General features: G+C 65.2%; 22 protein-coding genes. 7 read left to right on the top strand and 15 right to left on the bottom strand.

All coding sequences use genetic code 11. From position 1 onward, the window contains the following. Nucleotide 1 precedes the first annotated feature (1 nt). The 3 genes from pelG (at nucleotide 2) to PJ259_RS15070 (ending at nucleotide 3,661) form a co-directional block, all read left to right on the top strand. Nucleotides 2-1,372 (top strand): exopolysaccharide Pel transporter PelG, encoded by a 1,371-nt coding sequence (pelG, locus tag PJ259_RS15060; protein ID WP_271653352.1) that lies wholly within the window; start codon nucleotides 2-4, stop codon nucleotides 1,370-1,372. A gap of 80 nt (nucleotides 1,373-1,452) precedes the next feature. Then, a complete protein-coding gene (locus PJ259_RS15065) occupies nucleotides 1,453-2,064 on the top strand; it encodes a hypothetical protein (protein ID WP_059316612.1) in 612 nt (203 codons plus the stop codon). Nucleotides 2,065-2,167: 103 nt separating this feature from the next. After that, nucleotides 2,168-3,661, top strand: a complete 1,494-nt coding sequence (locus PJ259_RS15070) for an aldehyde dehydrogenase (protein ID WP_271653353.1) — start codon at nucleotides 2,168-2,170, stop codon at nucleotides 3,659-3,661. A 48-nt stretch (nucleotides 3,662-3,709) separates the two neighbouring features. Here PJ259_RS15070 and PJ259_RS15075 read toward each other — a convergent pair whose 3' ends face one another. From PJ259_RS15075 to PJ259_RS15090, 4 genes are all read right to left on the bottom strand, one after another. After that, entirely contained in the window at nucleotides 3,710-4,315 is a 606-nt protein-coding gene (locus tag PJ259_RS15075) for a hypothetical protein (RefSeq protein ID WP_271653354.1), read from the bottom strand. Between the two features lie 12 nt (nucleotides 4,316-4,327). After that, the gene (locus PJ259_RS15080; protein WP_271653355.1) at nucleotides 4,328-4,822 is read right to left on the bottom strand and encodes a hypothetical protein; all 495 of its coding nucleotides are present in this window, start codon (nucleotides 4,820-4,822) and stop codon (nucleotides 4,328-4,330) included. Nucleotides 4,823-5,416: 594 nt separating this feature from the next. Continuing rightward, on the bottom strand, nucleotides 5,417-6,037 hold the full coding sequence (gmk, locus tag PJ259_RS15085; protein ID WP_271653356.1) for a guanylate kinase: 621 nt from the start codon (nucleotides 6,035-6,037) through the stop codon (nucleotides 5,417-5,419). 10 nt (nucleotides 6,038-6,047) lie between these two features. Beyond that, the gene (locus PJ259_RS15090; RefSeq protein ID WP_059316617.1) at nucleotides 6,048-6,908 is read right to left on the bottom strand and encodes a YicC/YloC family endoribonuclease; all 861 of its coding nucleotides are present in this window, start codon (nucleotides 6,906-6,908) and stop codon (nucleotides 6,048-6,050) included. Nucleotides 6,909-7,081: 173 nt separating this feature from the next. On the opposite strand from PJ259_RS15090, the gene rph reads away from it, so the two are divergent. From rph to PJ259_RS15105, 3 genes are all read left to right on the top strand, one after another. Further along, the gene (rph, locus tag PJ259_RS15095) at nucleotides 7,082-7,804 is read left to right on the top strand and encodes a ribonuclease PH (protein ID WP_058791176.1); all 723 of its coding nucleotides are present in this window, start codon (nucleotides 7,082-7,084) and stop codon (nucleotides 7,802-7,804) included. A 10-nt stretch (nucleotides 7,805-7,814) separates the two neighbouring features. Beyond that, the gene (locus PJ259_RS15100; RefSeq protein ID WP_007161419.1) at nucleotides 7,815-8,177 is read left to right on the top strand and encodes a DUF4870 domain-containing protein; all 363 of its coding nucleotides are present in this window, start codon (nucleotides 7,815-7,817) and stop codon (nucleotides 8,175-8,177) included. A gap of 283 nt (nucleotides 8,178-8,460) precedes the next feature. Continuing rightward, entirely contained in the window at nucleotides 8,461-9,753 is a 1,293-nt protein-coding gene (locus tag PJ259_RS15105) for a hypothetical protein (protein ID WP_333909674.1), read from the top strand. A 102-nt stretch (nucleotides 9,754-9,855) separates the two neighbouring features. Here PJ259_RS15105 and garD read toward each other — a convergent pair whose 3' ends face one another. The 10 genes from garD to PJ259_RS15155 form a co-directional block, all read right to left on the bottom strand. Continuing rightward, on the bottom strand, nucleotides 9,856-11,412 hold the full coding sequence (garD, locus tag PJ259_RS15110) for a galactarate dehydratase (RefSeq protein ID WP_271653357.1): 1,557 nt from the start codon (nucleotides 11,410-11,412) through the stop codon (nucleotides 9,856-9,858). Between the two features lie 21 nt (nucleotides 11,413-11,433). Then, nucleotides 11,434-12,792 carry an MFS transporter gene (locus PJ259_RS15115; protein WP_059316619.1) on the bottom strand — a complete coding sequence of 453 codons (1,359 nt, stop codon included), beginning with the start codon at nucleotides 12,790-12,792 and terminating at the stop codon, nucleotides 11,434-11,436. 166 nt (nucleotides 12,793-12,958) lie between these two features. Further along, nucleotides 12,959-13,996: a LacI family DNA-binding transcriptional regulator gene (locus PJ259_RS15120; RefSeq protein WP_059316620.1), complete on the bottom strand. Its 1,038-nt coding sequence runs from the start codon at nucleotides 13,994-13,996 to the stop codon at nucleotides 12,959-12,961. A 350-nt stretch (nucleotides 13,997-14,346) separates the two neighbouring features. Next, complete coding sequence (locus tag PJ259_RS15125) at nucleotides 14,347-15,387, bottom strand: threonine aldolase family protein (protein WP_271653358.1); 1,041 nt, start codon at nucleotides 15,385-15,387, stop codon at nucleotides 14,347-14,349. Then, a complete protein-coding gene (locus tag PJ259_RS15130; protein ID WP_271653359.1) occupies nucleotides 15,384-17,195 on the bottom strand; it encodes an aminopeptidase P family protein in 1,812 nt (603 codons plus the stop codon). Before PJ259_RS15130 ends, PJ259_RS15125 begins: the two co-directional genes overlap by 4 nt. Before the next feature lie 120 nt (nucleotides 17,196-17,315). Next, on the bottom strand, nucleotides 17,316-17,486 hold the full coding sequence (locus tag PJ259_RS15135; RefSeq protein ID WP_271653360.1) for a hypothetical protein: 171 nt from the start codon (nucleotides 17,484-17,486) through the stop codon (nucleotides 17,316-17,318). 119 nt (nucleotides 17,487-17,605) lie between these two features. After that, nucleotides 17,606-18,547 (bottom strand): LysR family transcriptional regulator, encoded by a 942-nt coding sequence (locus PJ259_RS15140; protein WP_271653361.1) that lies wholly within the window; start codon nucleotides 18,545-18,547, stop codon nucleotides 17,606-17,608. A 213-nt stretch (nucleotides 18,548-18,760) separates the two neighbouring features. Next, nucleotides 18,761-21,811 carry an efflux RND transporter permease subunit gene (locus tag PJ259_RS15145; RefSeq protein WP_059316624.1) on the bottom strand — a complete coding sequence of 1,017 codons (3,051 nt, stop codon included), beginning with the start codon at nucleotides 21,809-21,811 and terminating at the stop codon, nucleotides 18,761-18,763. After that, nucleotides 21,808-22,878 carry an efflux RND transporter periplasmic adaptor subunit gene (locus PJ259_RS15150; RefSeq protein ID WP_271653362.1) on the bottom strand — a complete coding sequence of 357 codons (1,071 nt, stop codon included), beginning with the start codon at nucleotides 22,876-22,878 and terminating at the stop codon, nucleotides 21,808-21,810. Before PJ259_RS15150 ends, PJ259_RS15145 begins: the two co-directional genes overlap by 4 nt. Further along, the gene (locus PJ259_RS15155; protein ID WP_271653363.1) at nucleotides 22,875-23,978 is read right to left on the bottom strand and encodes an efflux RND transporter periplasmic adaptor subunit; all 1,104 of its coding nucleotides are present in this window, start codon (nucleotides 23,976-23,978) and stop codon (nucleotides 22,875-22,877) included. Before PJ259_RS15155 ends, PJ259_RS15150 begins: the two co-directional genes overlap by 4 nt. 308 nt (nucleotides 23,979-24,286) lie before the next feature. On the opposite strand from PJ259_RS15155, the gene PJ259_RS15160 reads away from it, so the two are divergent. Continuing rightward, nucleotides 24,287-24,514 carry a hypothetical protein gene (locus PJ259_RS15160; protein ID WP_059316627.1) on the top strand — a complete coding sequence of 76 codons (228 nt, stop codon included), beginning with the start codon at nucleotides 24,287-24,289 and terminating at the stop codon, nucleotides 24,512-24,514. 126 nt (nucleotides 24,515-24,640) lie between these two features. Here the strand turns inward: PJ259_RS15160 and PJ259_RS15165 are convergent, their stop codons facing one another. Continuing rightward, nucleotides 24,641-24,850 carry a DUF1127 domain-containing protein gene (locus tag PJ259_RS15165; RefSeq protein ID WP_059316628.1) on the bottom strand — a complete coding sequence of 70 codons (210 nt, stop codon included), beginning with the start codon at nucleotides 24,848-24,850 and terminating at the stop codon, nucleotides 24,641-24,643. Between the last annotated feature and the right edge of the window lie 110 nt (nucleotides 24,851-24,960).

Genomic DNA, 24,960 nt, shown 5'->3' on the forward strand with positions numbered 1-24,960 from the left:
CATGGCCGGCATCGGCTTCGAACTGCGCAAGATCCTCGCGCGCGACTCCTACACCGCCACCCTGCGCGCCTATGTGTATGCCGGCCTGATCAGTTCCGGCCCCTGGGTGCTGTCGATCATCAGCGTCATGCTGATCGGCGTGCTGGCCACCGGCATCGTCACCCCCAGCGTGCTGATCCGCCAGTTCCTGGTCACCGTGACCTACCTCATGGCCAGCTCGCTGATCCTGACGGGCGGCCTGCAGCTGTATTTCACCCGCTTCGTCTCGGACCGGCTGTTCGAGGAGAAGCAGACCAGCATCCTGCCCAACCTGGTGGGCATCCTGCTGCTGGTGACCCTGGTCGCTGGCGGCCTGGGCTTCGTGCTGCTGGCCACCCTGTTCGACCAGCCCTTCGCCTACCGGCTGCTGGTGCTGGCCAACTTCGTTACCCTCTGCGACCTCTGGCTGGTGATCATCTTCCTGTCCGGGATGAAGGCCTACAACCGCATCCTGGTGGTGATGACCCTGGGTTACGCCATCATGATCGCCGCCGCCTTCGTGCTGCGCTTCCTGGGCATGGACGGCCTCTTGATGGCGCTGCTGCTGGGCCACGCCGCCCTGCTGTTCATGTTTCTCTACGACATCATCCGCGAGTACCCGGCTGATCGCCTGGTGGCCTTCGACTTCCTCGACCGCAAGCAGATCTTCCTCAGCCTCCTGGCGACCGGGCTGTTCTACAACCTGGGCATCTGGGTCGACAAATTCATCTTCTGGTTCAATCCGCTGACCTCCGATGCCGTCATCGGCCCCCTGCGCGCCTCCATCCTCTACGACCTGCCGATCTTTCTCGCCTACCTCGCCATCATCCCCGGCATGGCGGTGTTCCTGGTACGCATCGAGACCGATTTCGCCGAATGGTACGAGCGGGTATTCAACGCGGTGCGCGGCGGCGAGACCCTGCAGCACATCAGCCAGCTCAAGGAGCAAATGATCCTGGCCATCCGCCAGGGCCTGCTGGAGATCTGCAAGGTCCAGGGCCTGACCCTGGTGCTGGTGTTCCTGCTGGCGCCGCAGCTGCTGGCCTGGCTCGGCATGTCGCACTACTACCTGCCGTTGTTCTACATCGACGTGGTGGGCGTGAGCATCCAGGTGGTGTTCATGGCGCTGCTCAACGTCTTCTTCTACCTGGACCGGCGCGACACCGTGCTGATGCTCTGCACCCTCTTCCTGGGTCTCAACCTGGCGCTGACCCTGCTCAGCATCGAACTGGGCCCGAGCTTCTTCGGCTACGGTTTCACCGTCTCCCTGGCCTGCTGCGTGCTGCTCGGCCTGCACCGGCTGGATCGGGTACTGGACGACCTGGAATACGACACCTTCATGCTGCGGCATTGATGGCCGCTGGCACCGGACGAACGGTGTGACCCGCTAACCCTGGAGGCGTCCAACACAGCTCACCCCTGCAGGACCCTGCCATGAATACCGCCGCCTTGCGCCTCGTGATCCAGACCACCCAGGTGCGTGCTCGGGACAGTGGCGAGGCCAGCCGCACCTTCGCCGACCAGGCGGCGCGCACGGCCAGCGCCGATGCCACCCGCGGCGCGGCCCTGGAGCGCTTCGCCAGTGCCTATGTCGACAAGGTGCCCGACGCCCTCGAAGCCCTGCTGCTGCAGGCGCGGGCAGTAGCCTTCGAAGCACCGCTGGCCGGGGTCCTCGAACGTGCCCTGGCCGGTTTCGCCCCGGCCGCCCTGGCCCAGGCGCCCTCGGCCAGCCTGGCGCTGCTGGCCGCGGCCTACCGCGTCCACCGCCTGCTCGAAGGCATCCAGGAGCGTTTCGCCGCCTGGTGGGGCGCTGCCCGCGCGCCGGCCGCCCCCAGCCTGGGCAATCTCATCGCCCACCAGGTGCTGGGGCAGCTCACCGTCGCAGCCTTGGAAGATGCCGTCGATGGCTGGCTCGATGACCTGGACGCGACCGTCGAATCGCCGCTCACTCGCCAGTGCTTCCAGCCGCGGCAGCGCCGTGTCGCCCTGGCGACCGCCCGCCCAGCCTTGACCTTGAGTCGTCAGCGGCAGCGCAGCGTTCGATAAAACGCACGTTTCGACGCTCCAGCCGGCCAACTGTCAAATATATTGATAACCCTTCCGGGCCGGTTTAGGGTGGCTGCTCACCGCCATTAGCGAGGAGTCACCCATGAGCTTGCCCAGCCGCGCCGAGTGGGAGCAGCGCTTCCAAGGTCTCACCCTGGAAGGTCGCGCCTTCATCGACGGCGCCTATGTCGACGCCGCCTCCGGCGCCACCTTCGATTGCCTGAGCCCGGTGGATGGGCGCTTCCTCGCCAAGGTCGCCAGCTGTGACGCCGCCGACGCCGACCTGGCCGTGGCCGCCGCCCGCGCCGCCTTCCAGAAAGGCACCTGGGCGCACCTGGCACCCGCCCAGCGCAAGCGTGTGCTGATCCGCTTCGCCGATCTGCTGCTGGCCAATGCCGAAGAGCTGGCGCTGCTGGAAACCCTGGACATGGGCAAGCCCATCGCCGACTCCCTGAAGATCGATGTGCCCGCCTCGGCCAACGCCATTCGTTGGAGCGCCGAGGCCATCGACAAGCTCTACGACGAGGTCGCTCCCACCCCCCACGATCAGCTCGGTCTGGTCACCCGCGAAGCCGTGGGCGTGGTCGCCGCCGTGGTGCCCTGGAACTTCCCGCTGATGATGGCCTGCTGGAAACTCGGCCCGGCGCTGGCCACCGGCAACTCGGTGGTGCTCAAGCCCTCGGAGAAATCGCCGCTGACCGCCATCCGCGTCGCCCAGCTGGCGCAGCAGGCCGGCATCCCGGCCGGGGTGTTCAACGTGTTGCCGGGCTACGGCCACCAGGTCGGCAAGGCCCTGGGCCTGCATCCGGACGTCGACACCATCGTCTTCACCGGCTCCACCCGGGTCGCCAAGCAACTGCTGGCCTATTCCGGCGAATCCAACATGAAGCGGGTCTGGCTGGAGGCCGGTGGCAAGAGCCCCAACATCGTCTTCGCCGATGCCCCCGACCTCAAGGACGCCGCCGCGGCCGCCGCCAGCGGCATCGCCTTCAACCAGGGTGAGGTCTGCACCGCTGGCTCGCGCCTGCTGGTGGAGCGCTCCATCAAGGAAGAATTCCTGCCGCTGGTGATCGAGGCCCTCAAGGGCTGGAAGCCCGGCCACGCCCTGGATCCGGACACCAACGTCGGCGCCCTGGTGGACACCACCCAGCTGGAAACCGTGCTGCGCTACATCGAAGCCGGCCATGCCGAAGGCGCCACCCTGGTGGCCGGTGGCAAGCGCACCCTGGAAGAGACCGGCGGCGTCTATGTCGAGCCGACCATCTTCGACGGCGTGAGCAACGCCATGAAGATCGCCCGTGAAGAGATCTTCGGCCCGGTACTCTCGGTGATCACCTTCGATACCGCCGAGGAAGCCGTGCAGATCGCCAACGACACCCAATACGGCCTGGCCGCCGCGGTCTGGACCCGCGACATCTCCAAGGCGCACAAGACCGCCCGCGCCCTGCGCGCCGGCAGTGTCTGGGTCAACCAGTACGACGGCGGCGACATGACCGCGCCCTTCGGCGGCTTCAAGCAGTCCGGCAATGGCCGCGACAAGTCCCTGCACGCCTTCGACAAGTACACCGAGCTCAAGGCGACCTGGATCAAGCTCTGATCGCAAACTGACCGGGTCGCAACGACCCGGTCGGTACCCAGCCTCCGCCTAGCGGTAGACGTGGTAGGTGGCGTAACGGCTGACCTCCAGGTTGCCGCTCCAATTGCCGATCACCCGCTTGGAATCCCACTCGTACCAGTGACGGCCTGCCGGTTGGCCTACGCCTACCGAACAGCTGCCATTCTGTACCCAGGCACCGCGGAATTGGCCACTCTTCCAACGGCGCTCGATCACCTGAATCGGCTGCACGCGATAACCCGGTTGCACCCTGACACTCCAGGTAAAGGAGGTGCTCATCGAGCGATCCTGTTTGTAGCTGCCATCGACACCGAGAATGGTGAGGTATTTGCCGACGAAGGGCAGCTTGTCCGGGTTGATCTTGACCCCTACCGACCAGCCATAACTGGATGTCTTGGTCTCGCCCCAGGCGTAGGTACAGTCGACGGTGCCTCTGCTCGAACACACGAAGAGCGGTCCGCGCCAGATCCAGTCTTCCCACTTGTTGCGTGCCTGCTGGGTAGCGAAGGCGCGAGAGCCATCGCCTAGCATCGCCGGTTCCGTGTGATCGGTGAAGCATTCGCCAGCCTGGACCAGCCCGGTCGAAAGCACGAAGCCGAGCGCACCGCCCAGAGTCGATTTCACGAAGGTGTTCATGGCTTCCACTCCTTAGATACCAAAGACATTTTCGATGGTGTTTTCCGTTTCCTGCTTCTTGTTGCTGGCGACTTTGCTTTCGGACAGCGCATCGGACTGCCGCGGACGATCGACGGGGGTCATCAGCAGCCCCGTCGCATCCTTGGGCTTGTGCACCATCAGGGCGTCCGCCTCAACGCTCATGCCGAGTGCCTTGGCCGCGTTCTCGGTGGCGACCTGCTGTCCAGGCTGGTTGTCAAAAAGTACCCGCTTACCTTGATCGAGGGCGTTGTTGATCTCCTTCTTGATGTTGTCATCGACAACCACGTTAGGGCCAACTACCAGGCAGTCATATTCACCACCTGAGACGATCTTGGTATCTGCCACCCTCAATCTTTTCAGCACGAAGCCTTCATTACCCAACACCTTCAATCGCAAGTAAGGATCGCTATTCCCAGACTCCGCGGCCTGAACCGTGGACCCCAGTGCGGCGGACAACAGTAGAGCTGCCATAACTTTCAACTTCATGTCGAAATCTCCCTTTATTGCATTAGCGTGAGAACAGCACTTCTTTGGCATGGATACCGAATAGATCCTCCAAACACTCGACTTAGAAGCCTTTACAGAAATGACGGACAGGTGAGTCCCTTATCACAAGGCTGCCCCCGCGAACCCTGTTCACGCTTCAAAACATCGCATGTCATTCGACCAGATGCTGGCAATATCGAAATGCCTTCATTCATGAAAGCAGTTTCGATGCAGTGCCACTAACAAGGCTAGCTGCACTTTTTTAAAACAAATAGAAAAGATTATGACGGGTTAATCGCCATAGTTACGCCGGACTAACTACCTTCACGCAACAGCGCTTTATAAAGCCATATAAAACCCTGGGAGATACTTTATAGGCAGCGAAGTTAATCCACTAACGACGGAAAACCTGCATATAAAATAAGATGAATCAATTGGATGCCAAAAAATCGACATGCACCGATCAGGGTCCAAATCGCCGGACACAGATGTAACAAAATATTTCTAGACCCTTTGCAAAGGGTACTGCAGACACAGGCGGGGTAACGGGAAACAAGGCGACCCGCGTTGATGGCGCGGGTCGAGGGACGGGCATCAGCCCAGCAGATCCACCAGCAGGTCGTCGTGGCGGCGCTGTTGGCGATCCAGGCGCAGCTGGCGGGTGCGGAAGATCGACTTGAGATCCTCCAGGGCGCTGGCGAAGTCGTCGTTGATGATCAGGTAGTCGTACTCGACATAGTGACTCATCTCGCTCACCGCCTCGCGCATACGGCGCTCGATGACCTCGGCGCTGTCCTGGCCACGATTGTCCAGGCGCTGGCGCAAGGCGGCCTGGCTGGGCGGCAGGATAAAGATCGACTGGGCGTGGGGCAGCTTGCGACGTACCTGCTCGGCGCCCTGCCAATCGATTTCCAGGATCAGGTCGTGGCCTTCGGCGAGGTCGCGCTCCAGCGCGGCCTGGGAAGTGCCGTAATAGTTGCCGAACACCTCGGCGTGTTCGAGGAAATCGCCGTGTTCGAGCAGGTTGGTAAAGGTCGCGCAGTCAACGAAGTGATAGTTCACGCCGTCCGCCTCACCCGGGCGCATGGCGCGGGTGGTGTGGGAGACCGACAAGCGAATGTCGGGCAGGGCGTCCAGCAGGGCCTTGACCAGGCTGGTCTTGCCAGCACCGGAGGGCGCGGAAACGATGTAGAGGGTGCCGGGAAGGGCTGTCATGGAGGTCCGCCTATTCAATGTTCTGCACTTGCTCACGCATCTGTTCGATGAGCACCTTGAGATTGATGGCCGCCTGGGAGGCACGGGCGTCGATGGCCTTCGAGCCCAGGGTGTTGGCCTCGCGATTGAGTTCCTGCATGAGGAAGTCCAGGCGCCGCCCGGCCGCGCCACTGCCGGCCAGGACCCGTCGCACCTCGGCCACATGGGTCTCCAGGCGGTCCAGCTCCTCGGCCACGTCACTCTTTTGCGCCAGCAGCACCAGTTCCTGCTCCAGTCGCGCCGGCTCGAACTCGACGCCTGCCTCGGCGCAGCGCTCGAGGATACGCCGCCGCTGCAGGGCCAGCAGTTCGGGCAGCAGTGCCCTGAGCGTCGCCACCTCCGCCAGCAGCTGAACCAGCCGCTCTTCGATCAGCCGGCCCAGTTCATGGCCCTCGCGGAGCCGACCTTCGAGCAATTCATCCAGCGCCGTCTCGAACAGCGCCAGGGTCTGGGCCTTGAGCTCGGCGCCATCCACCTCGGCACCCGCCAGCACGCCCGGCCAGGCCAGTACGGCCAGGGGATCGAGCTTGGCGGGGCGGGCGATCAGCGCCGCGACGTCCTCGGCGGCCGCCACCAGCTGCGCCGCCCGGCGAGCATCGACACGCAGGGCCGCGCTCTCGTCGCGCGCCTCGCGCAGCACGCATTCCACCTTGCCCCGCGACAGACGGCGCCGCAGCGCCTCGCGCACCCCGGATTCGAGGTCGCGAAAGGTCTCGGGCAGCCGCAGGTGCGGCTCCAGGTAACGGTGATTGACCGAGCGCAGCTCCCAGCTCAGGGTGCCCTGGGGCCCCGGCTGCTCGACCCGGGCGAACGCCGTCATGCTGTGCACCATGGCAGGATCCTCGTCTGGCGATGCGCGGGATCCGGAACGATCCGGACCTTCCACGCACGTAAAACGCACGATTCTAGCGCACCTGATCGGAGCGACCCAACGCATCCGTGTCGCATGAGCCGGACGCTCCCTATACTATGGACCTGATACCCATGCCTTACAGGAAGCCCGCAATGAAGCGTCCCAGTGGCCGCGCCGCCGATCAGCTGCGCCCCATCCGCATCACCCGTCAATACACCAAGCACGCCGAGGGTTCGGTCCTGGTGGAATTCGGCGACACCAAGGTGATCTGCACCGCCAGCGTCGAAGCCGGGGTGCCGCGCTTTCTCAAGGGCAAGGGCCAGGGCTGGCTCACCGCCGAATACGGCATGCTGCCCCGCGCCACCGGCGAGCGGAACCAGCGTGAAGCCGCCAAGGGCAAGCAGGGTGGTCGCACCCTGGAAATCCAGCGTCTGATCGGCCGTTCGCTGCGCGCCGCCGTGGACCTGTCCAAGCTGGGCGAGAACACCATCTACATCGACTGCGACGTGATCCAGGCCGATGGCGGTACCCGTACCGCCTCGGTGACCGGTGCCTGCGTCGCCCTGGTCGATGCCCTGGGCGCGCTCAAGCGCCGCGGCAATCTCAAGGGCAATCCGCTCAAGCAGATGGTGGCCGCCATCTCCGTGGGCATCTACCAGGGCACCCCGGTACTCGACCTGGACTACCTGGAAGACTCCGCCGCCGAGACCGATCTCAACGTGATCATGACCGATGCCGGTGGCTTCATCGAAGTCCAGGGCACTGCCGAAGGCGCGCCCTTCCAACCAGCCGAACTCAACGCCATGCTCGAGCTGGCCCAGGGTGGCCTGCGTGACCTGTTCGAGATCCAGCAAGCCGCCCTGCGCGGCGAGTAAGGAAGCCCTCATGCACGATCTCGTCCCCGCCCCCAGCGCCGAAGCCCGGCGCTGGGCCATGCTCTGTCACTACGCCGCCTTCCTGGGCTTCGTCGTGCCCTTCATCGGCAACGTCATAGGCCCGCTGGTGGTCTGGCAGTTCAAGCGCGAGGACGACCCCTTCATCGACCGCCAGGGCAAGGAGGCGCTGAACTTCCAGCTCACCGTCACCCTGCTGCACATGATCTGCTGGCTGCTGGTGTGGGTGCTGATCGGCTTTCCGCTGATGCTGCTGGTGGCCTGCGTGGCCTTCGTGCTGACGGTGATCGCCGGCATCAAGGCCAATCAGGGCCGCGACTACCGCTATCCGCTGACCTGGCGGATGGTCAAATAGCGGGCTTTTTGTGGCCTGCTTCTGATATCCGCGTTGAGGATTTCCGGTCGGCCCGGCGCCGTTTGACAGGCGCTGCAAGCCCTCCGCTATCATCCCTTCGGCTTACGTCTCGCGCTGCTGCCGTGCCCGTTCTCGACGGTCGCTGGCGGTAGCGTGCCCGCCTTTGCGCCTTTGCTTCTGCAGTCCGTCGGTAACGCCAAGGTGGCGTGCCCTGGCGGGCCTCGCTTTTACGTCAGGACTGGTGGCCCATTACGCCATCGGCATCAAGACAGGGATGATCATCATGTCGGTTGCAACCGCCACCCCCTCCCCCTTCCAGCGCGTGCTCGAATGGCGCTATTCCACCCTCATGGTGTGGACTGCCATCAGCCTGCTGGTCGTCGAGACCTTTTCCGGCTTTCTGCGCTATGCGCTGGACATGGTCGGCGCCTCGGCGCTGGTCTATCTGCCCAAGATCGCCTGCCTGGCACTGTTCGCCCTGCAAGTGGCGACGGTCAAGCTGCCCAGGGTCATCTGGGTGGGCCTGTTCGCCGGCCTAGCCTACGCCGCCCTCGCCCTGCTGCATGGCGGGACCCTCAACAACGTGCTGTTCTCGCTGTTCGTCTACAGCCCGCTGCTGTTCGGTCTGGTCTGCGGCCGCGAACTGCTCAAGCAGCGCAAGCTGCTGGGCCGGGCCATGTTCGTGCTGCTGATCGCCTGCCTGATCGGTATCGCCCTGGACAAGTTCACCTCGGTTCCCTGGAAAGGCTACAGCTACAACCTGGGCGGCAACGACATCGCGGGCAATACCCAGTGGGTCGCCGGCGAAGAGGACCGCATCGCCGGCTTCGCCCGGGTATCCAACGTGCTGGCCGCGCTGATCGCGGTCTATTGTCTGTTCCTGGCGCAATTCGCCCGCTCCAAGACGCTCTGGCTGGTCGTCGCCCTGATCGGCTTCTTCGGCATCCTGCTCACCACCAGCAAGGCGCCGGCGGCGGCCTTCGCCTTCACCCTGGCGCTGATGATGACCCGCCGCTTCCAGTGGCCGACCTACATCCTGATCCTGCTCGCCGTGCTTGGCGGCATGCTGCTGCCGGTGCTGAGCCTGGTGCGCGACTTCGATCCGCTGGTGGTGATGAGCGACAGCGGTCTGGCGTCCTTCTATGATCGCCTGGTCAACACCTGGCCCAATGTGGTGGCGGAGATGACGCGCCATGGCTGGACCCTGGAAGGCGCCGGCTTCGGCCTGTTCGGCAGCTCCATGGCCGCCTTTCCGATTCCGGGGATCGATCTGTTCGTCACCAGTGACAGCAGCGTGGTCTATCTCTGGTGCGTGTTCGGTGTCGTCGGCATCCTCGGTTATGCCATGCAGTTGCCGGTATTCATCCGCCTGCACACCAACCCTGACCGCTTGAGCCACACCCTGCTGGCCATTGCCTTCTGCCTCTGCCTGATCGGCTGGACCACCGACCTGTTCGATATCGGCGTCGGCAACCTTTTCGTCGGCATCATCCTCGGCTACGTGCTGATGCGCGATCCGGAAGACGACGGCCAGCAGCACCTGCGGCCAGTCAGCGGTCGAACCCTGGGCGACTAGGGGCGCTGCGACGATCACGTTGCCGCTACCGAACCGACGTGAAGTCACCGCATAAAAAAAGGCCGATCCCAAGGGGATCGGCCTTTTTTATTACCGCTCCTATCAGGTCACCGGGGCCGGATTGAACAGCGCCAGGTCGTTATGCAGGCGATGGCGCTCGGCCCAGGTCTGGCGGCGACCGCTGGCCACGTCCAGGTAGCACTGGAAGATCTCCCAGCCCATCTCCTCCAGCGACAACCGTCCACTCACCACCCGCCCGGCATCGATGTCGATCAGGTCCGGCCAGCGCTCGGCCAGCTGGGTGCGGGTCGAGACCTTGATCACCGGCACCATGGACAGGCCATAGGGGGTGCCGCGACCGGTGGTGAAGATGTGCAGGTTCATGCCGGCCGCCAATTGCAGGGTGCCACAGATGAAGTCGCTGGCCGGGGTGGCGGCGAAGTACAGGCCCTTGCCTCTGATCTTCTCGCCCGGAGCGATGACCCCGGCGATGGGGCTGGTGCCCGACTTGGCGATCGACCCCATGGCCTTTTCGACAATGTTGTTCAGCCCGCCCTTCTTGTTGCCAGGGGTGGTATTGGCACTGCGATCGGCCATGCCCCGCTCCAGATAGCGGTCGTACCAGTCCATCTCGCGGATCAGGGCATCGGCCACCTCGGGGGTGGCGGCGCGCGGGGTCAGCAGGTGGATGCCGTCGCGTACCTCGGTATTCTCGGAAAACATTACGGTGGCACCGGCCCGCACCAGCAGATCGGCCGCCACGCCCAGGGCCGGGTTGGCCGTGATGCCGGAGAAGGCGTCGCTGCCGCCGCACTGCATGCCTACCACCAGCTCGGACGCCGGCACCGTCTCGCGGCGACGTTGGTCGAGCACCTCCAGGCGCGCCTCGATCAGCCCCATGATCTGCTCGACCATGCCGGTGAAGCCATTGGCCGAATCCTGCAGACGGAACAGCCACTCCTCTTCGTTCTGCCCAGCGGTGAGATCATCACCGGGCATCAGCTGGCTGGCCTGCAGCTTCTCGCAGCCCAGGCCGATGACCAGCGCCTGGCCACCGAAGTTGGGATTGCGGCTGATGTTGTGCAGGGTGCGGATCGGGATCACCGCATCGGGTGCGTTGATGGCCACGCCGCAGCCATAGCTGTGGGACAGGGGCACTACGTCGTCGACGTTGGGATAGCGCGGCAGGAGCTCCTTGCGTACCCGCTCGACACAGTGGTCCAGCACCCCCACCACGCACTGCACGGTGGTGGTCACCGCCAGGATGTTGCGGGTGCCGACGCTGCCGTCCGGATTACGGAAGCCCTCGAAGGTATAGCCCTCCAGGGGTTCGCCGACCTGGCCGGGCGCCGTGGCCTTGGGCAGGTTGTCCAGCGCTGGCGGCTCCGGCATGCGCAGCAGCGCCTCGGTGATCCAGCTGCCGGCCGGAATGTCCTGCAGGGCATAGCCGATGACCTCGCCGTAGCGCACCACCTCGGCGCCCTCGACCAGGTCCACCAGGGAGACCTTGTGGCTCTGGGGGATGGCTTCGACGGTGGTCAGGCCATCGCCGAAGGCGGTGCCGACGGCCACGCCCGGTTCGTTGACCACCACCCCGACATTGTCCTGGGGATGGAGCTTGATATAGCGCGGCGAATCACGGTGATCGATCAGTTGCATCTTCTTATCCTCCGCTCGGGATCAGGCCCGGGCCGGGTCAGGCTGGGTCGTGCCCAGGATCTCGCCGTCGGCGGTACGCAGCTCGACGCGCTGGATACGGCCGACGATGAACAGGTAGCTGAACACGGCCACCAGGGCATTGGCGCCGACATAGACCAGCGCCCACTTGAAGGAGCCGGTGGCGGCGATGATGTAGCCGATGACGATGGGCGTGGTGATGGAGGCCAGGTTGCCGAAGGTGTTGAACAGGCCGCCGGACAGCCCGGCGATCTGCTTGGGCGAAGTATCCGCGACCACTGCCCAGCCCAGGGCGCCGATACCCTTGCCGAAGAAGGCCAGGGTCATGAAGCCGACCACCATCCAGTCCGCATCGACGTAGTTGCAGAAGATCATGGTGGTGGAGAGCAGCAGGCCGCAGACGATGGGCAGCTTGCGGGCGAAGGTCAGGGAATGGCCGCGGCGCAGCAGGTAGTCGGAGATCACCCCGCCCAGCACCCCGCCGATGAAGCCGCAGATCGCCGGCAGCGAGGCGATGAAGCCGGCCTTGAGGATGGTCATGCCGCGCTCCTGCACCAGGTACACCGGGAACCAGGTCAGGAAGAAATAGGTGATGGCATTGATGCAGTACTGGCCCAGGTAGACGCCCAGCATCATGCGGTTGGTCAGCAGTTGGGCGATGTAGTGCCACTTGGGCCCGCCATCCCGCTGGCGCGCGCTGTTGTCCATGTCCACCAGCCCGCCGTTGTCACGGATGTGCGCCAGCTCCGCGGCATTGATGCGCGGATGCTCCTTGGGATTGTGGATGTATTTCAGCCACGCCAGGGAGAACAGGATGCCCAGGGCACCCATGATGACGAAGACATGCTCCCAGCCGAAGTGGAAGACGATGCCGCCCATGATCGGCGCGAACAGGGCGGTGGCGAAGTACTGCGCCGAGTTGAAAATCGCCGAGGCGGTACCGCGTTCGGCGGTGGGGAACCAGGCGGCGACGATGCGCGCATTGCCCGGGAAGGACGGCGCCTCGGCCAGGCCGACCAGGAATCTCAGCAGGAACAGGGTGGTCACCGCCCAGGCCACCGGTAGGCCGCCGACCAGGCCCTGCAGCAGGGTGAAGAAGGACCAGAAGAAGATGCTGCCGGCATAGACCTTCTTCGAACCGAAGCGATCCAGCAGCCAGCCGCCGGGAATCTGCCCGGCCACATAGGCCCAGCCGAAGGCGGAGAAGATGTAGCCCAGGGTCACGGCACTGATGCCAAGGTCTTTCTGCAGGCTGGAGCCGGCGATGGCGATGGTGGCGCGATCGGCGTAGTTGATGGTGGTCACCACGAACAGCATCAACAGGATCAGGTAGCGCACTCGGGTCGGTCTTGTGGCATCCATGGGGATCCCTCTTGCGTGATTGTTTTTATTGAAGGCACGGCCGGAGAAATGATTGCGCAATCATAGAAAGATACGACAAGGTGTCTCAGGCCTTACGGTAGGCCAAGACTAAGCCATGATTGCGCAACCATACAAGTATGACGTCTAACGACGTGAATGCCGGCGGTCAGGTCGTCGCGCGGTCGATGATGTGAAAACCGGTGTCGATCCGCACGGCCTCGCGAGGGCAGCCACCCTCGCTGAACCGCTGCAGCAGAGCCTCCGCCGCCAGGGTACCCATGCGGTCACCCTCGACGCTCACCGACGACAGCGCCGGATGCATCTGGGCCGCGCTGGAAAGATTGCCGAAACCCAGCACCGCCAGGTCTTCGGGCAGGCGCAGACCGCGACTCGCGGCTTCCGCCATCACGCCCTGGGCGACGGTATCGGAGCTGCACACCACCACGTCGAAGGTTTCTCCACGGGCGAGCAGCTGCCGTAATCCGGCCCGGCCGGACTCCACCAGGGCAGGGGCCGGCAGGATTTCCACCGGCGGTGTTGGCAACCCCAGCTCGGCCAGGCGCGCCACCAGACTGCGACAGCGGCGCAGCGCGCGCGGATCGTCCACCGACACCACGGCGAAGCGGCGATAGCCACGCGCCTGCAGGTGCTCGGCCTGGGCACGGCCCACCGCCTCGTGGGAAAAGCCCACCTGCATGTCCAGCGGCGCTTCACCCAGGTCCCAGGACTCCACCACCGGAATGCCAGCCGTGGCCAGGCGTTGGCGACTGGCCACGGTATGCAGGGTACCGGTGAGCACGATGCCATCGGGCTTGCGCCCCAGCACCGCGGCCAGCAGCTGTTCTTCCTGCTCGGCACTGTAGCCAGTCAGGCCCAGCAGGGTCTGGTAGCCGGCCTGGGACAGGCGCGCCATCAGTGCCTGCACGGTCTCGGCGAAGATGGAGTGGACGATGGTCGGCACGAACAGTGCCACCAGGCGACTGCGGTTCGAAGCCAGGCCGCCGGCCAGCAGATTGGGCACATAGCCGGTGGCCTGCACCGCCGCCAGCACCTTGGTGCGCGCCGCTTCGCTGACGATCTCCGGGCGATTCAGCGCCCGGGACACGGTGATCGGCGACACCCCGGCGACCCGGGCCACGTCAATGAGCGTGGGGGCGCCGGGATTGACCGCGGCAGTGAGGGTTTTACCGGACTTCTTGGCCATGGATCGCCAGGGATGGTGAAGAGAGAGGCCATGGTAACGGCTGACGGGGATGGCGTCCCCGGTGAACACCGTAGCGTGGAAAACCGCGCAGCGTTTTCCACATGGGAATGGGTACCGATGGATGAGAGAAGCGAATCCCGTAGGAGCGGCCCATGGCCGCGATACACCCTATGCCAGGTGTGATCGCGGCCATGGCGGTCCGCCGATGCCGCCGCCCCTACGAGCTGCCGTAGGTTGGGTTGAGCGCAGCGAAGCCCAACAGTGCCCCGCGAGCCGACAATGTTGGGCTTCGACGATAGAGCCGTCTCAACCCAACCTACGGTCTATCGCCACTCTGGCTACGATACGCCCTAACCCCCCATCGCCAGGCGGATGTCCGCGGCCAGTTCCAGTACCCGCGCCTCTTCGGTGTCCCAGGAGCACATGAAGCGGGCGCCGCCGCTGCCGATGAAGGTGTAGAAGCGCCAGCCGCGGCTGCGCAGGAATTCCAGTGCCGGCTCGGACAGTTGCAGGAACACCGAGTTGGCTTCCACCGGGAACATGAAGTCCACCCCGGGCACGTCGCGCACCCGCTCGGCCAGCAACCGGGCCATGGCGTTGGCATGGCGGGCGTGGCGCAGCCAGGTGTCGTTCTCCAGAACGCCCAGCCAGGGCGCGGAGAGGAATCTCATCTTGGAGGCCAGCTGGCCAGCCTGTTTGCAGCGGTACTCGAAGTCTTCGGCCAGGTCGCGGTTGAAGAAAAGGATCGCCTCCCCCACCGCCATGCCGCTCTTGGTACCGCCAAAGCAGAGCACGTCGACGCCAGCCTTCCAGGTCACCTCGGCCGGCGTGCAGCCCAGGCCAGCCACGGCGTTGGCAAAGCGTGAGCCATCCATGTGCAGGTGCAGGCCGAGATCGCGGCAGGTGGCGCTGATCGCCTGCAGTTCGTTGAGGCCGTAGAGGGTGCCTACCTCGGTGGCCTGGGTGACGGTCACAGCGCGTGGCTTGGGAAAGTGGATGTCGGCGCGCTTGGTGGCGATCTGCTGGATGGCGCCTGGCGTCAGCTTGCCCTGGTACGCCGGTGCCAGCAGCAGCTTGGAGCCGTTGGAAAAGAACTCGGGCGCGCCACATTCGTCGGTCTCGACGTGGGCGGTGTCGGAGCAGATCACGCTGTGGTAGCTCTGGCACAGCGCCGCCAGGGCCAGAGAGTTGGCCGCGGTGCCGTTGAAGGCAAAGAACACCTCGCAGTCGGTCTCGAACAGCTGGCGAAAGCGATCGGCGGCGCGCGCCGTCCAGGTGTCGTTGCCATAGGCGGTCTCGTGACCGACGTTGGCCGCCGCCATGGCCGCCCAGGCTTCCGGGCAGATGCCGGAATAGTTGTCACTGGCGAATTGCTGGGCGTTGCTGCTCATGCGGCAGTCCTCGCGACGGGTTCGGTACGCGCCAGCAGCCAGTCGCGGGCGGCGCCCTCTACCAGCGGCAGCACGCGGCGGCGGACCTCGGCGTGATAGCTGTCCAGCCAGTCCAGCTCGTCGGCACGCAGCAGGGCGAGATCCAGGCAGCGGGTATCCAGCGGGCAGAGGGTCAGGGTCTCGAAGGCCAGGAAGTCGCCGAATTCGGTACTTTCCGCCCGGGTGCACAGCAGCAGGTTCTCCAGCCGCACGCCCCACTGGCCGGGGCGATAGATGCCCGGTTCGTTGGAGGTGATCATGCCCTCGCGCAAGACGTGATGCGGGGTGACCGTGGCATAGAAGGAAATGGTCTGGGGACCTTCGTGCACATTCAGGAAGTAGCCCACGCCATGGCCGGTACCATGGCCGTAGTCGATGCCGGCGGCCCAGATCGGCTCGCGCGCCAGGGCATCGAGCATGGGCGCGGCGACACCGGCCGGAAAGCGCACCCGCGACAGTGCCAGCATGCCCTTGAGCACCAGGGTGAAATCTCGGCGCTGGGCAGCGCTGGGCGTACCGATGGGCACTACCCGGGTGATGTCGGTGGTGCCACCCAGGTATTGGCCGCCGCTGTCGATCAGCAGCAGGCCGTCGCCCTGGAGTTCGGCATGGGCCTCTTCGGTCGCCCGGTAATGCGGCAGGGCGCCACCGGCATTGAAACCGGCGATGGTGGCGAAGCTCAGGGAAACGAAGTTGGGTCGCGCCGCGCGTGCCTCGGTCAGCCACTCGTCCACGGTCAGCTCGGTGAGCCGCTCGCCACGGGCCAGGGCTGCTTCGAAGCGGGCGAAGAAGACGCACAGGGCCGCACCATCCTCTTCCATGGCCGTGCGCACCTGGGCCGCCTCCTCGGCGGTCTTGCACGCCTTGAGCAGGGTCGAAGGATTGATCTGCTCGCGCCGCTCGACGCCCTGGGGCGCGGCCTCGACCAGCCCCAGGGTGACCCGCGCGGGGTCCACCAGCAGGCGGCTACCGGCCGGCAGCCGGGCCAGTTCGGCGGCGGCCTGGCGATAGTCGGTCAGGGTCACGCCATCCGCCACCAGGGCCGCACGGATCTCGGCCGGCACCTTGGCCGGGTCGATGAACAGCTGGCAGCTGTCCTGACCCAGCAGCAGATGAGCGAGGAACACCGGGTTGTAGGGCACGTCCGCGCCACGCAGGTTGAGCAGCCAGGCGATGTCGTCCAGGGAGGAGATGAAATGCCAGGCGGTGCCAGCGTCGGCCATGGCCTGGCGCACCTGGGCAAGCTTGGCGCTGCGCGGTTGGGGCGCATGAGGTGCGGCGTGGGCATAGATTGGCGCCACCGGCAGCTCGGGGCGCTCGCTCCAGATCGTTGCCAGCGGATCGCGGTCGGTGCGCAGCTGGATGCTCTTGGGCTCCAGGGCCCGGCGCAAGGCGGCGGCGGAACCGAGGGACAGCACCTGGCCGTCCACCAGCACCGTGCCACCCTCGGGCACCTGGTCGGCCAGCCACTGCAGGTGGCCCTGGGGCTGGCTGGCGACCTGCTTCATCAGGTCGATGCCGCTGCCCGCCAGCTCCTGGGTGGCCTGCTCCCAGTAGCGGCTGTCGGTCCAGACGCCAGCGGCATGCCGGGTCACCAGCAGCAGGCCGGCCGAGCCGGTGAAGCCGGACAGCCAGGCACGGCCCTGCCAGTGTTCGGGCAGGTATTCGGACAGGTGGGGATCGGCGCTGGGGATCAGGCAGGCATCGGCGTCCTGTTCGGCCAGGAAGGCACGCAGGCGGGCAAGTCGTTGAGCGGGAGTGGCGGTCATGAGCACCTCGACAAGGTCAGAGACTCAGTGTGCCGCAGATATAAAAAAGCCGCACCCAGAGGGTGCGGCTGAGAAAGACCAAAGGAGCAAAGAGGGGTGGTCTTTCGAAAACGGAGCGGCTCAGCGACGCAGGTTGGCGGCCGGAGTGGCCTGATCGCCGTAGTGCTGCATGGCGGCGTGATTCTGGTCGACCAGCTTGTATCGAAGGCTGGGATTGTCATCGGCAGCAGCGAACTGGGCGGAGGTCAGGGCGGCAAGGGTCAGCAACAGGGCGGACAGAGGGCGTTTCATGGCGAACTCCTCAAAGGAATGTGTTCATCGGGGTACAGAACCATTCTAGGCAATGAACGCAGCCTAATAAATAGCATGCTAACTAAATCACTGTTACAGAACCTGCAACAAGCTCTGGCTTAGTCCTTGGCCCAGTACCGCTGATCTTCCAGCACCAGATTCTCCACCTGCAGGCGCTCGGGCAGTTCTTCCTTGAGGAAGTCGATCCAGGTCTTGATCTTGGCGTCGAGAAAGCGCCGCGAGGGGTAGAGCGCATGGATGGTGCGCTCGCGCAGGCGGAAGTTGGGCAGCAGCCGCACCAGGCTGCCGTCGCGCAGGTAGTTGACCGCGATATAGCTGGGTAGCAGGCAGATGCCCATGCCCTGCCGCGCCACGCTGGCCAGTGCCTCGGCCACATTGACCTGGAAGACATAGCGCGGCGCCACCTGCAGTTCGCCTTCGGGACCGGCGAAGACCCAGCGCTCGGAAAAATTCGGATCCATCAGGCGCAGGCAGTCGTGTTCGGCGAGCTCGGCCGGCACCTTGGGCGCCGGGCGTTGCGCCAGGTAGCTGGGCGCCGCGCAGACGACGCTGTAGACCCCACCCAGGCGCTGGGCGACGAAATCCGAATCGGCCAGTTCGGTGTCCAGGGTGATGGCGATGTCATGCCCATCCTCCAGCAGCGCCGGATGATTCTGCGAGAGCGTCATGACGATCTCCACGTGCGGATAGCGGGCGCAGAAGCGTGACACCAGCGGTGCCAGCAATTGGGTGCCCAGGCCGGTCATGGAGTGCAGGCGCAGATGCCCATGAGGTTTGAGATGCGCCCCGCTGGCTTCGGCTTCGGCCTCGCCGACATCCTGCAGGATGCGCCGGCAGCGTTCGAGGTAGCGCTCACCGGCTTCGGTCAGCGCCAGCCGCCGGGTGGTGCGGTGCAGCAGGCGCGTCTGCAGATGGCTTTCCAGTTCCGCCAATAGGCGCGACACCTGGGCCGTGGACAGGTCGAGGGTATGGGCGGCGGCCGTGAGGCTACCCAGATCCACGACCCGGACGAAGATGCGCATGCCTTGGAAGATATCCATTATTGCCTTTTTCGCAATGGAGTTTCGTCAAGCCGTCACTTTATTGAAAAAGTCACACGCACGATAGTGGTGCGGTGAGCTGCTGTGGATTCGACATTCTGTCCGCGCGAATCCTTCCCTCCGGCAGCGGCTCCTTGGATAGCTCCTTGCGGCCTTCTGGCAGATGTCTTCCGTAGAGACCTCCGCCAGAAGGCCGTTTTTTTTGCCTCCCGATCAGCCCTGACGCTCTGGCTCGCGAATGCGATAGCTGGCGATGTACAGCGCCGGCAGGAACAGCAGGGTGAGCAGCGTCGCCGCGACGATACCGCCGATCATGGCATAGGCCATAGGCCCCCAGAAGACCTCGCGGGCGATGGGAATCATGCCCAGGCTGGCGGCCGCCGCGGTCAGCAGAATGGGACGCCGCCGGTGCCGGGTGGCTTCCACCACGGCATCCCAGGGCGAGCGCCCGGCCTGCTCGAAGGCATCGATCTGGGTCACCAGGATCACCGAGTTGCGGATGATGATGCCGATCAGCGCCAGTACCCCGAGGATGGCGACGAAGCCCAGCGGCTGGCCGAAGGGGATCAGCCCCAGCACCACGCCGATGAGGCCGAGGGGTGCCACGCTCGCCACCAGGAACAGCTTGCGGATGCTGTGCAGCTGGATCATCAGGAAGGTGGCCATGAGAAACAGCATCAGCGGCACCACCTCGGCGATGGGACCCTGGGCCTTGCTGCTCTCCTCCACCGTGCCGCCCACGGCCACGTCATAGCGTGGCGGCAGCTTGGCGATGAAGGCATCGACGTCCGGCTGCAGCTGCTTGACCAAGTCGGGCGCCTGGGTGTCGCTGAGAATCGAGGCCTTGAGGGTAATGGTGGGCAGGCGATCACGCCGCCACACGAGCGGCTGCTCCAGGGCGTAGTCGATGCGTGCGAAGGCCTTGAGCGGCACCGCGACACCCTGGGGGGTCATGATCTGCAGATTTTCCAGGGTCTCCACCGAGCGCCGCTCGGCTTCGCTGGCGCGGGCCACGACGTTGACCAGATAGATGTCGTCGCGCACCTGGGTCACCGGGGTGCCGGTCACCACGCCGTTGAGGATCTGCGCCACGTCCTGCGAGGAGAAGCCCAGCTGCCGCGCCTTGTCCTGGTTGACCTCGACCTTGAGCATCCGCGCCGGCTCGTTCCAGTCGTAGAGGAAGTCGCCCAGCTGGGGGCTCTTGCCCAGCACGCTGGCCAGGGCCAGGGCCTGGCGACGTACCTCGGCGACCTCAGGGCCACTGATGCGGTACTGGATCGGCCGCCCCACCGGCGGGCCCATTTCCAGCGGCTGGACGTAGCCGGACAGGCCGACGAAGTCCTGGCGCAGCCGCTGCTTGAGCTTGGGCAGGAGCCGGTTGCGCGCCTCCAGGTCCTTGGCCACCAGGATGACCTGACCATAGAAGGGGTTCTCCAACTGCTGGTCCAGCGGCAGATAGAAGCGCACCGCGCCCTGGCCGACATAGGAACTCCAGTGGGCGACATCCGGATCGTCGGCGAGGGTCTTCTCGAATCTGTCCATCTGCGCCCGCGTGGCGTCGAGGGAGGCATTCTGCGGCAGATTGAAGTCGATCAGCAGCTCGGGACGATCCGAGGACGGGAAGAACTGGTTCTGCACGAACTTCATGGCGAACAGCGCCGCGGCGAACAGCAGCACCGTCAGGATGATGGTCAGCCAGCGATGACGCATGGCGCCCAGCAGCAGGCCGTCGGACCAGCGCGCCAGGCGCCCGGGTTGGTCGTGATCCTTCTGCTTCACCTTTTTCGGCAGGATGTGCACGCCGATCACTGGCGAAAAGAACACCGCCACGATCCAGGACAGCAGCAGCGCCACGGCGATCACCGCGAACAGGGTGAAGGTGTACTGGCCGGCACTGCTGGAGTTGAGGCCGATGGGCACGAAGCCGGCCACCGTCACCAGGGTGCCGGTGAGCATGGGGAAGGCGGTCGACTCGTAGGCGAAGGTCGCCGAGCGGTGCAGCGATTCGCCCTCCTCCCGCTTGGTCACCATCATCTCCACGGTGATCATGGCGTCGTCCACCAGCAGGCCCAGGGCGATAATCAGCGCGCCGAGGGAAATCCGCTGCATGGTGATGCCGCTGTATTCCATGAAGACGAATACCAGCGCCAGGGTCAGGGGGATCGACAGCGCCACCACCAGGCCGGCGCGCACGCCGAGGCTGATGAAGCTCACCACCAGCACGATGATGACCGCCTCGAACAGCGCCTGGGTAAAGCCGCCCACGGCCTTTTCCACTACCTGCGCCTGGTTGGAGACCACGTGCACGCCGATGCCCACCGGCAGCTCGCCGGTCAGCTCACGCATCTTCTCGGTCAGGGCCGCGCCAAAGGTCTGGATGTTGCCGCCGCTGCTCATGGCGATGGCCAGGCCAATGGCCGGCTGGCCGTTGTAGCGAAACAGCGAACTGGGCGGATCGGCGTAGCCGCTGCGGATGTCGGCCAGATCGGTGAGGCGATAGAAGCGGTCGTCGATGCGCAGATTGACCGCGGCGAGATCGGCGGTGGAGCGGAATTCGCCACTGGTACGCACGCTGATGCGCTCCGCCCCGGATTCGATGGTTCCCGAGGGCGTCACCGCATTCTGCTGCTGCAGACTCTGCATCACCTGGCGCTGATCCAGCCCCAGGGCGGCCAGTTTGCGGGTGGAGAAGTCCAGGTAGATGACCTCGTTTTCCGCGCCGATCAGCTGCACCTTGCCGATGCCCGGCACGCTGCGGATCTCGCGGCGCACCTGCTCCACCTGGTCGCGCAGCTGGCGCATGCTGAAGCCGTCGCCGGTGAAGGCATAGATGCTGCCGAAGACATCGCCGAATTCGTCGTTGAAGGCCGGCCCCTGGATGCCCTGGGGAAAGTCGCCCTGGATGTCCGAGACCTTCTTGCGTACCTGGTACCAGATGTCGGGAATCGCCTTGGCCGGCGTGGTGTCGCGCAGATAGACGAACACGGTCGACTGGCCCGGCCGGGTGAAGCTCTTGGTGTAGTCGAGGGAGTCCAGCTCTTCGAGCTTCTTCTCCACCCGCTCGGTGACCTGGCGCAGGGTCTCCTCGGTGGTCGCCCCCGGCCAGCGGGTCTGGATGACCATGGTCTTGATGGCGAAGGACGGGTCTTCCTCCCGGCCCAGCTTCATATAGGAGAAGACGCCCATCAGCAGGGCGACGAACATCAGGTACCAGACGAAGGATTGGTGGCGTAGCGCCCAGTCCGACAGGTTGAAGCCTTTCATGGCCGTGCGCCCTCTTGATCCTTCACCCGCTGTCCCTCCTCGAGACTGTTGACGCCCGCGATCACCACCCGCTCACCGGCGCTCAGTCCCTTGCCGATCCACGCCAGACCTTCGACCTTGCGTACGACCTCGACCGGACGCTGACGCACCCGCGCCTGCTCGCCTTTGCCCTCCACCACCCAGACCAGGGTCTGACCGTCCTGGCGGCGTAGCGCCTTCGCCGGCAGCGGTAGGCCGGCGATCGGCGGCGCTTCCAGCTCGCCCTGTACCAGGCTGCCGATGCGCAACGCGGCGGGTGGATTATCCAGGGTCAGGCGTACCCGCCGGGTGCGGGTGGTGGCATCGGCCTGGGGCTCGATCTCGCGGACCCGCCCCGTCACCGCGACGTCCGGGTCCAGCGCCATGCGCACCGTCAGCGGCTGCTCGGGCTTGAGGTGGTCGATGGCCGGCGCCGGGAGATCCAGCACCGCCTCGCGAATGTCCGGGCGGGCAACGCGTACCACCGGCTGACCGGCGGACACCACCTGGCCAACCTCGGCCTGCCAGGCGGTGATCACCCCGTCGAAATCGCTGTAGAGCTCGGCATAGTTACGCTGGTCGCGGGCCTGGCGCTCGGCGCTCTGGGCCTGTTCGCGCGCGGCCTCCAGGGTATGCAGCCGGGTCAGTGCCTGGTCCAGTTGAGAGCGTGAGCCGACGCCCTGGTCGAACAACTGTTGCTGACGCCTGGCATCGTTGCGGGCATCGCGCCACTGGGCGTCGGCGTCGGCGGTCTGGCCCTGGCGACTGCGCAGGGCATTGTCCTGGTCGGTGGGGTCCAGCGCCGCCAGCAGCTGGCCGCGCCGAACCGACTGGCCCACGTCCAGCAGGCGCCGGGTCATGCGGCCGCCGACGCGAAAGCCCAGCACGCTTTCGTAGCGCGCCTGGATGCTGCCGGCGAAAACCTCACGCTGGGGCGGCGATGCGCTCAGGGTCAGGGTCGCTACCGGCCTGATCGGCGGTGGCGGGGCCTCGTCGTCGGAACAGCCGGCCAGGACCAGCAGCAGGCAGAGCGGCAGCCAAGGCTTCATGGCCGCACCTCGTTGAAGGTGGACCGCTCGGCGACCTCGACCTTCTGGCCAGGACTCAGCGCCTGGCCACCGGCGACCACGATACGGTCGCCGGCCTTGAGGCCGTCGCTGACGATGATGCTGTCGCGGGTATAACGCTCGATGCGCAGCGGTTGCAGGCTGACCCGGCCATTTTCATCGAGACGCCAGACGGCGGGCTGATCGGTGGTGCCGTTCAGCGCCGTCCAGGGCAAGGCGAAACCCTGTCCGGCCACGCCCTCCAACTGCGCATTGACCACCGCGCCGAGGGTCATGGCGGCGGGCGGCCGGTCAAGCTGCACCTTGATGCGCACCGTACCGCTGCTGGCCACCGTTGGGGCGATCTCGCGCAGGGTGCCCTGGGTAGCGACCGCAGGCTGTGCCTGCAAGGCGATGGGCAAGGTCTGGCCGACCTTGAGTTCGCGGGCAAGGGATTCGTAGAGATCGAAGACGGCATCGAGTTCGCCGCTGACCGCCAGGTCGAAGATCGCCGCCCCGGCCTGTACCACCTGGCCGGACTCGGCGTGGCGAGCGGTGAGCACGCCTGCGGCGCTGGCGCGCAATTCGGTATAGCCAAGCTGCTTGCGCGCATCGTCGCGCTGGGCCACGGCGGTCTGCAGGGCGCTGCGAGCGCCTTCGAGCGTGGCCTGGGCCTGGTCATACTGGCTGCGGCTGGTATAGCCCTTGGGCAGGAGCGCCGCCTGACGCTCGAAATCGATACGTGCCAGGCGCGCACGAGCCTCCTGGGCTTCCACCTGTGCCTGGGCGGCGGCCAGGTTGTTGCGCAGATCCTGGGGATCCAGCCGCGCCAGCACCTGGCCTGCGTGCACCCGGTCACCCACGTCCGCCAGACGCTCGCTGATCTTGCCACTCACCCGGAAACCGAGCGGCGCCTGTACCCGCGCCTGGATATCGCCCGTGAAGGGGATGCGCTGGGTATCGTTCACGGGACTCAACTGCGCCACCACCACCCGCGCCAGTTCCTCGGTGGGAGGTTGTTCCTGGGAGCAGCCCGGTAACAGTGTCACCAGGGTCAGAGCAACCGTTACCTGGCAGAGGGAAGCAAGGCGGAGAGCCCTCATGATTGTCCTTATCGGTGGAAGAGGCGCGATCTGCGAACTGACCACGCGCGCCGCAGGGGGTTCGTCTCACGAATTGTCCGGCGCAGGGCGACGCTTGGGAAGCGCCATGGCCAGCGTCCTGCGCAGACTACCGGCTTCCGAGCGGCAACTTGCCCACAAATGTTCACAAATGCCCTGGAACCCGGCATTCCGCACCGCAGTCAACTGCAACGTGCGCTGTGGACCTATGAGGCCGCAGCTGATGCCCGCCTCCCTTCCGGACCGGGCCCCATCAGATTCACAGGTTTATTTCGACGAGGCCGTTACTCATGAAAAAGCTGCTGATCACCTCTACCGCTGCTGTGATGCTGTCGATGGCCACGGGTGTCTTCGCGGCCGAAACCTCCAAGAGCGCCACCGCGGTCAATGGCTCTGCCACCGAAGCCGTGCCGGGCAAGACCACTGTCAAGGGTGGTGCCGACGGCGGTGCCGAAGTGCCGTTCAAGACCGAGAAGCCCAACAAGGTCGACGCGCGCAACCAGAACAACATGCAGTAACCCCAGCGCCAGGCTGGCGGTAACGAAAAAGCCCCGGCATGCCGGGGCTTTTTGTTGCCTGCTATCAATGGCAGACAAAACAAACCCCGCCGAGGCGGGGTTCGTGAAACTGTGCAGCAGCCGGGCTTAGCGCCAGAACGGCTTGTGCATTTCCTGGTAGCGCTGGGCCTCGGTGATACCGGCATCGGCCAGCATACGGGCATCCAGGCGGGCCAGTTCATTACGGCTGGCGATGCGACGCTGCCAGGTGGACAGGGTGGAGATAACGCGCAGGGCAGCGGGCACACGGTTGCTGGGCTGGGCGTTGTACAGCGAGGAACTGAAGGTGCGTTCCATGGTGGCTTTCCTTCCCGCTTGTGACGGGTACTGGTCATCGAATGGCGCCATTGTCTCGCCAGGCGAGTGCTACCACCAGTAACAGTACGAAGAAAGGTTCGCGGATCACC

Source organism: Pseudomonas sp. JBR1, assembly GCF_028198185.1.
In the GTDB taxonomy this organism is placed as follows: domain Bacteria; phylum Pseudomonadota; class Gammaproteobacteria; order Pseudomonadales; family Pseudomonadaceae; genus Chryseomonas; species Chryseomonas oryzihabitans_E.

Coding starts and splice junctions, on each gene's coding strand:
- gmk (WP_271653356.1), bottom strand. CDS start 6,037: ATGACAGCCCTTCCCGGCACCCTCTACATCGTTTCCGCGCCCTCCGGT.
- PJ259_RS15080 (WP_271653355.1), bottom strand. CDS start 4,822: ATGAAGTTGAAAGTTATGGCAGCTCTACTGTTGTCCGCCGCACTGGGG.
- PJ259_RS15125 (WP_271653358.1), bottom strand. CDS start 15,387: ATGAGCAGCAACGCCCAGCAATTCGCCAGTGACAACTATTCCGGCATC.
- PJ259_RS15140 (WP_271653361.1), bottom strand. CDS start 18,547: ATGGATATCTTCCAAGGCATGCGCATCTTCGTCCGGGTCGTGGATCTG.
- PJ259_RS15105 (WP_333909674.1), top strand. CDS start 8,461: ATGTCGGTTGCAACCGCCACCCCCTCCCCCTTCCAGCGCGTGCTCGAA.
- PJ259_RS15115 (WP_059316619.1), bottom strand. CDS start 12,792: ATGGATGCCACAAGACCGACCCGAGTGCGCTACCTGATCCTGTTGATG.
- PJ259_RS15150 (WP_271653362.1), bottom strand. CDS start 22,878: ATGAAGCCTTGGCTGCCGCTCTGCCTGCTGCTGGTCCTGGCCGGCTGT.
- PJ259_RS15065 (WP_059316612.1), top strand. CDS start 1,453: ATGAATACCGCCGCCTTGCGCCTCGTGATCCAGACCACCCAGGTGCGT.
- PJ259_RS15130 (WP_271653359.1), bottom strand. CDS start 17,195: ATGACCGCCACTCCCGCTCAACGACTTGCCCGCCTGCGTGCCTTCCTG.
- PJ259_RS15160 (WP_059316627.1), top strand. CDS start 24,287: ATGAAAAAGCTGCTGATCACCTCTACCGCTGCTGTGATGCTGTCGATG.
- PJ259_RS15070 (WP_271653353.1), top strand. CDS start 2,168: ATGAGCTTGCCCAGCCGCGCCGAGTGGGAGCAGCGCTTCCAAGGTCTC.
- PJ259_RS15135 (WP_271653360.1), bottom strand. CDS start 17,486: ATGAAACGCCCTCTGTCCGCCCTGTTGCTGACCCTTGCCGCCCTGACC.
- PJ259_RS15100 (WP_007161419.1), top strand. CDS start 7,815: ATGCACGATCTCGTCCCCGCCCCCAGCGCCGAAGCCCGGCGCTGGGCC.
- PJ259_RS15075 (WP_271653354.1), bottom strand. CDS start 4,315: ATGAACACCTTCGTGAAATCGACTCTGGGCGGTGCGCTCGGCTTCGTG.
- PJ259_RS15145 (WP_059316624.1), bottom strand. CDS start 21,811: ATGAAAGGCTTCAACCTGTCGGACTGGGCGCTACGCCACCAATCCTTC.
- PJ259_RS15155 (WP_271653363.1), bottom strand. CDS start 23,978: ATGAGGGCTCTCCGCCTTGCTTCCCTCTGCCAGGTAACGGTTGCTCTG.
- garD (WP_271653357.1), bottom strand. CDS start 11,412: ATGCAACTGATCGATCACCGTGATTCGCCGCGCTATATCAAGCTCCAT.
- pelG (WP_271653352.1), top strand. CDS start 2: ATGGCCGGCATCGGCTTCGAACTGCGCAAGATCCTCGCGCGCGACTCC.
- PJ259_RS15165 (WP_059316628.1), bottom strand. CDS start 24,850: ATGGAACGCACCTTCAGTTCCTCGCTGTACAACGCCCAGCCCAGCAAC.
- PJ259_RS15090 (WP_059316617.1), bottom strand. CDS start 6,908: ATGGTGCACAGCATGACGGCGTTCGCCCGGGTCGAGCAGCCGGGGCCC.
- rph (WP_058791176.1), top strand. CDS start 7,082: ATGAAGCGTCCCAGTGGCCGCGCCGCCGATCAGCTGCGCCCCATCCGC.
- PJ259_RS15120 (WP_059316620.1), bottom strand. CDS start 13,996: ATGGCCAAGAAGTCCGGTAAAACCCTCACTGCCGCGGTCAATCCCGGC.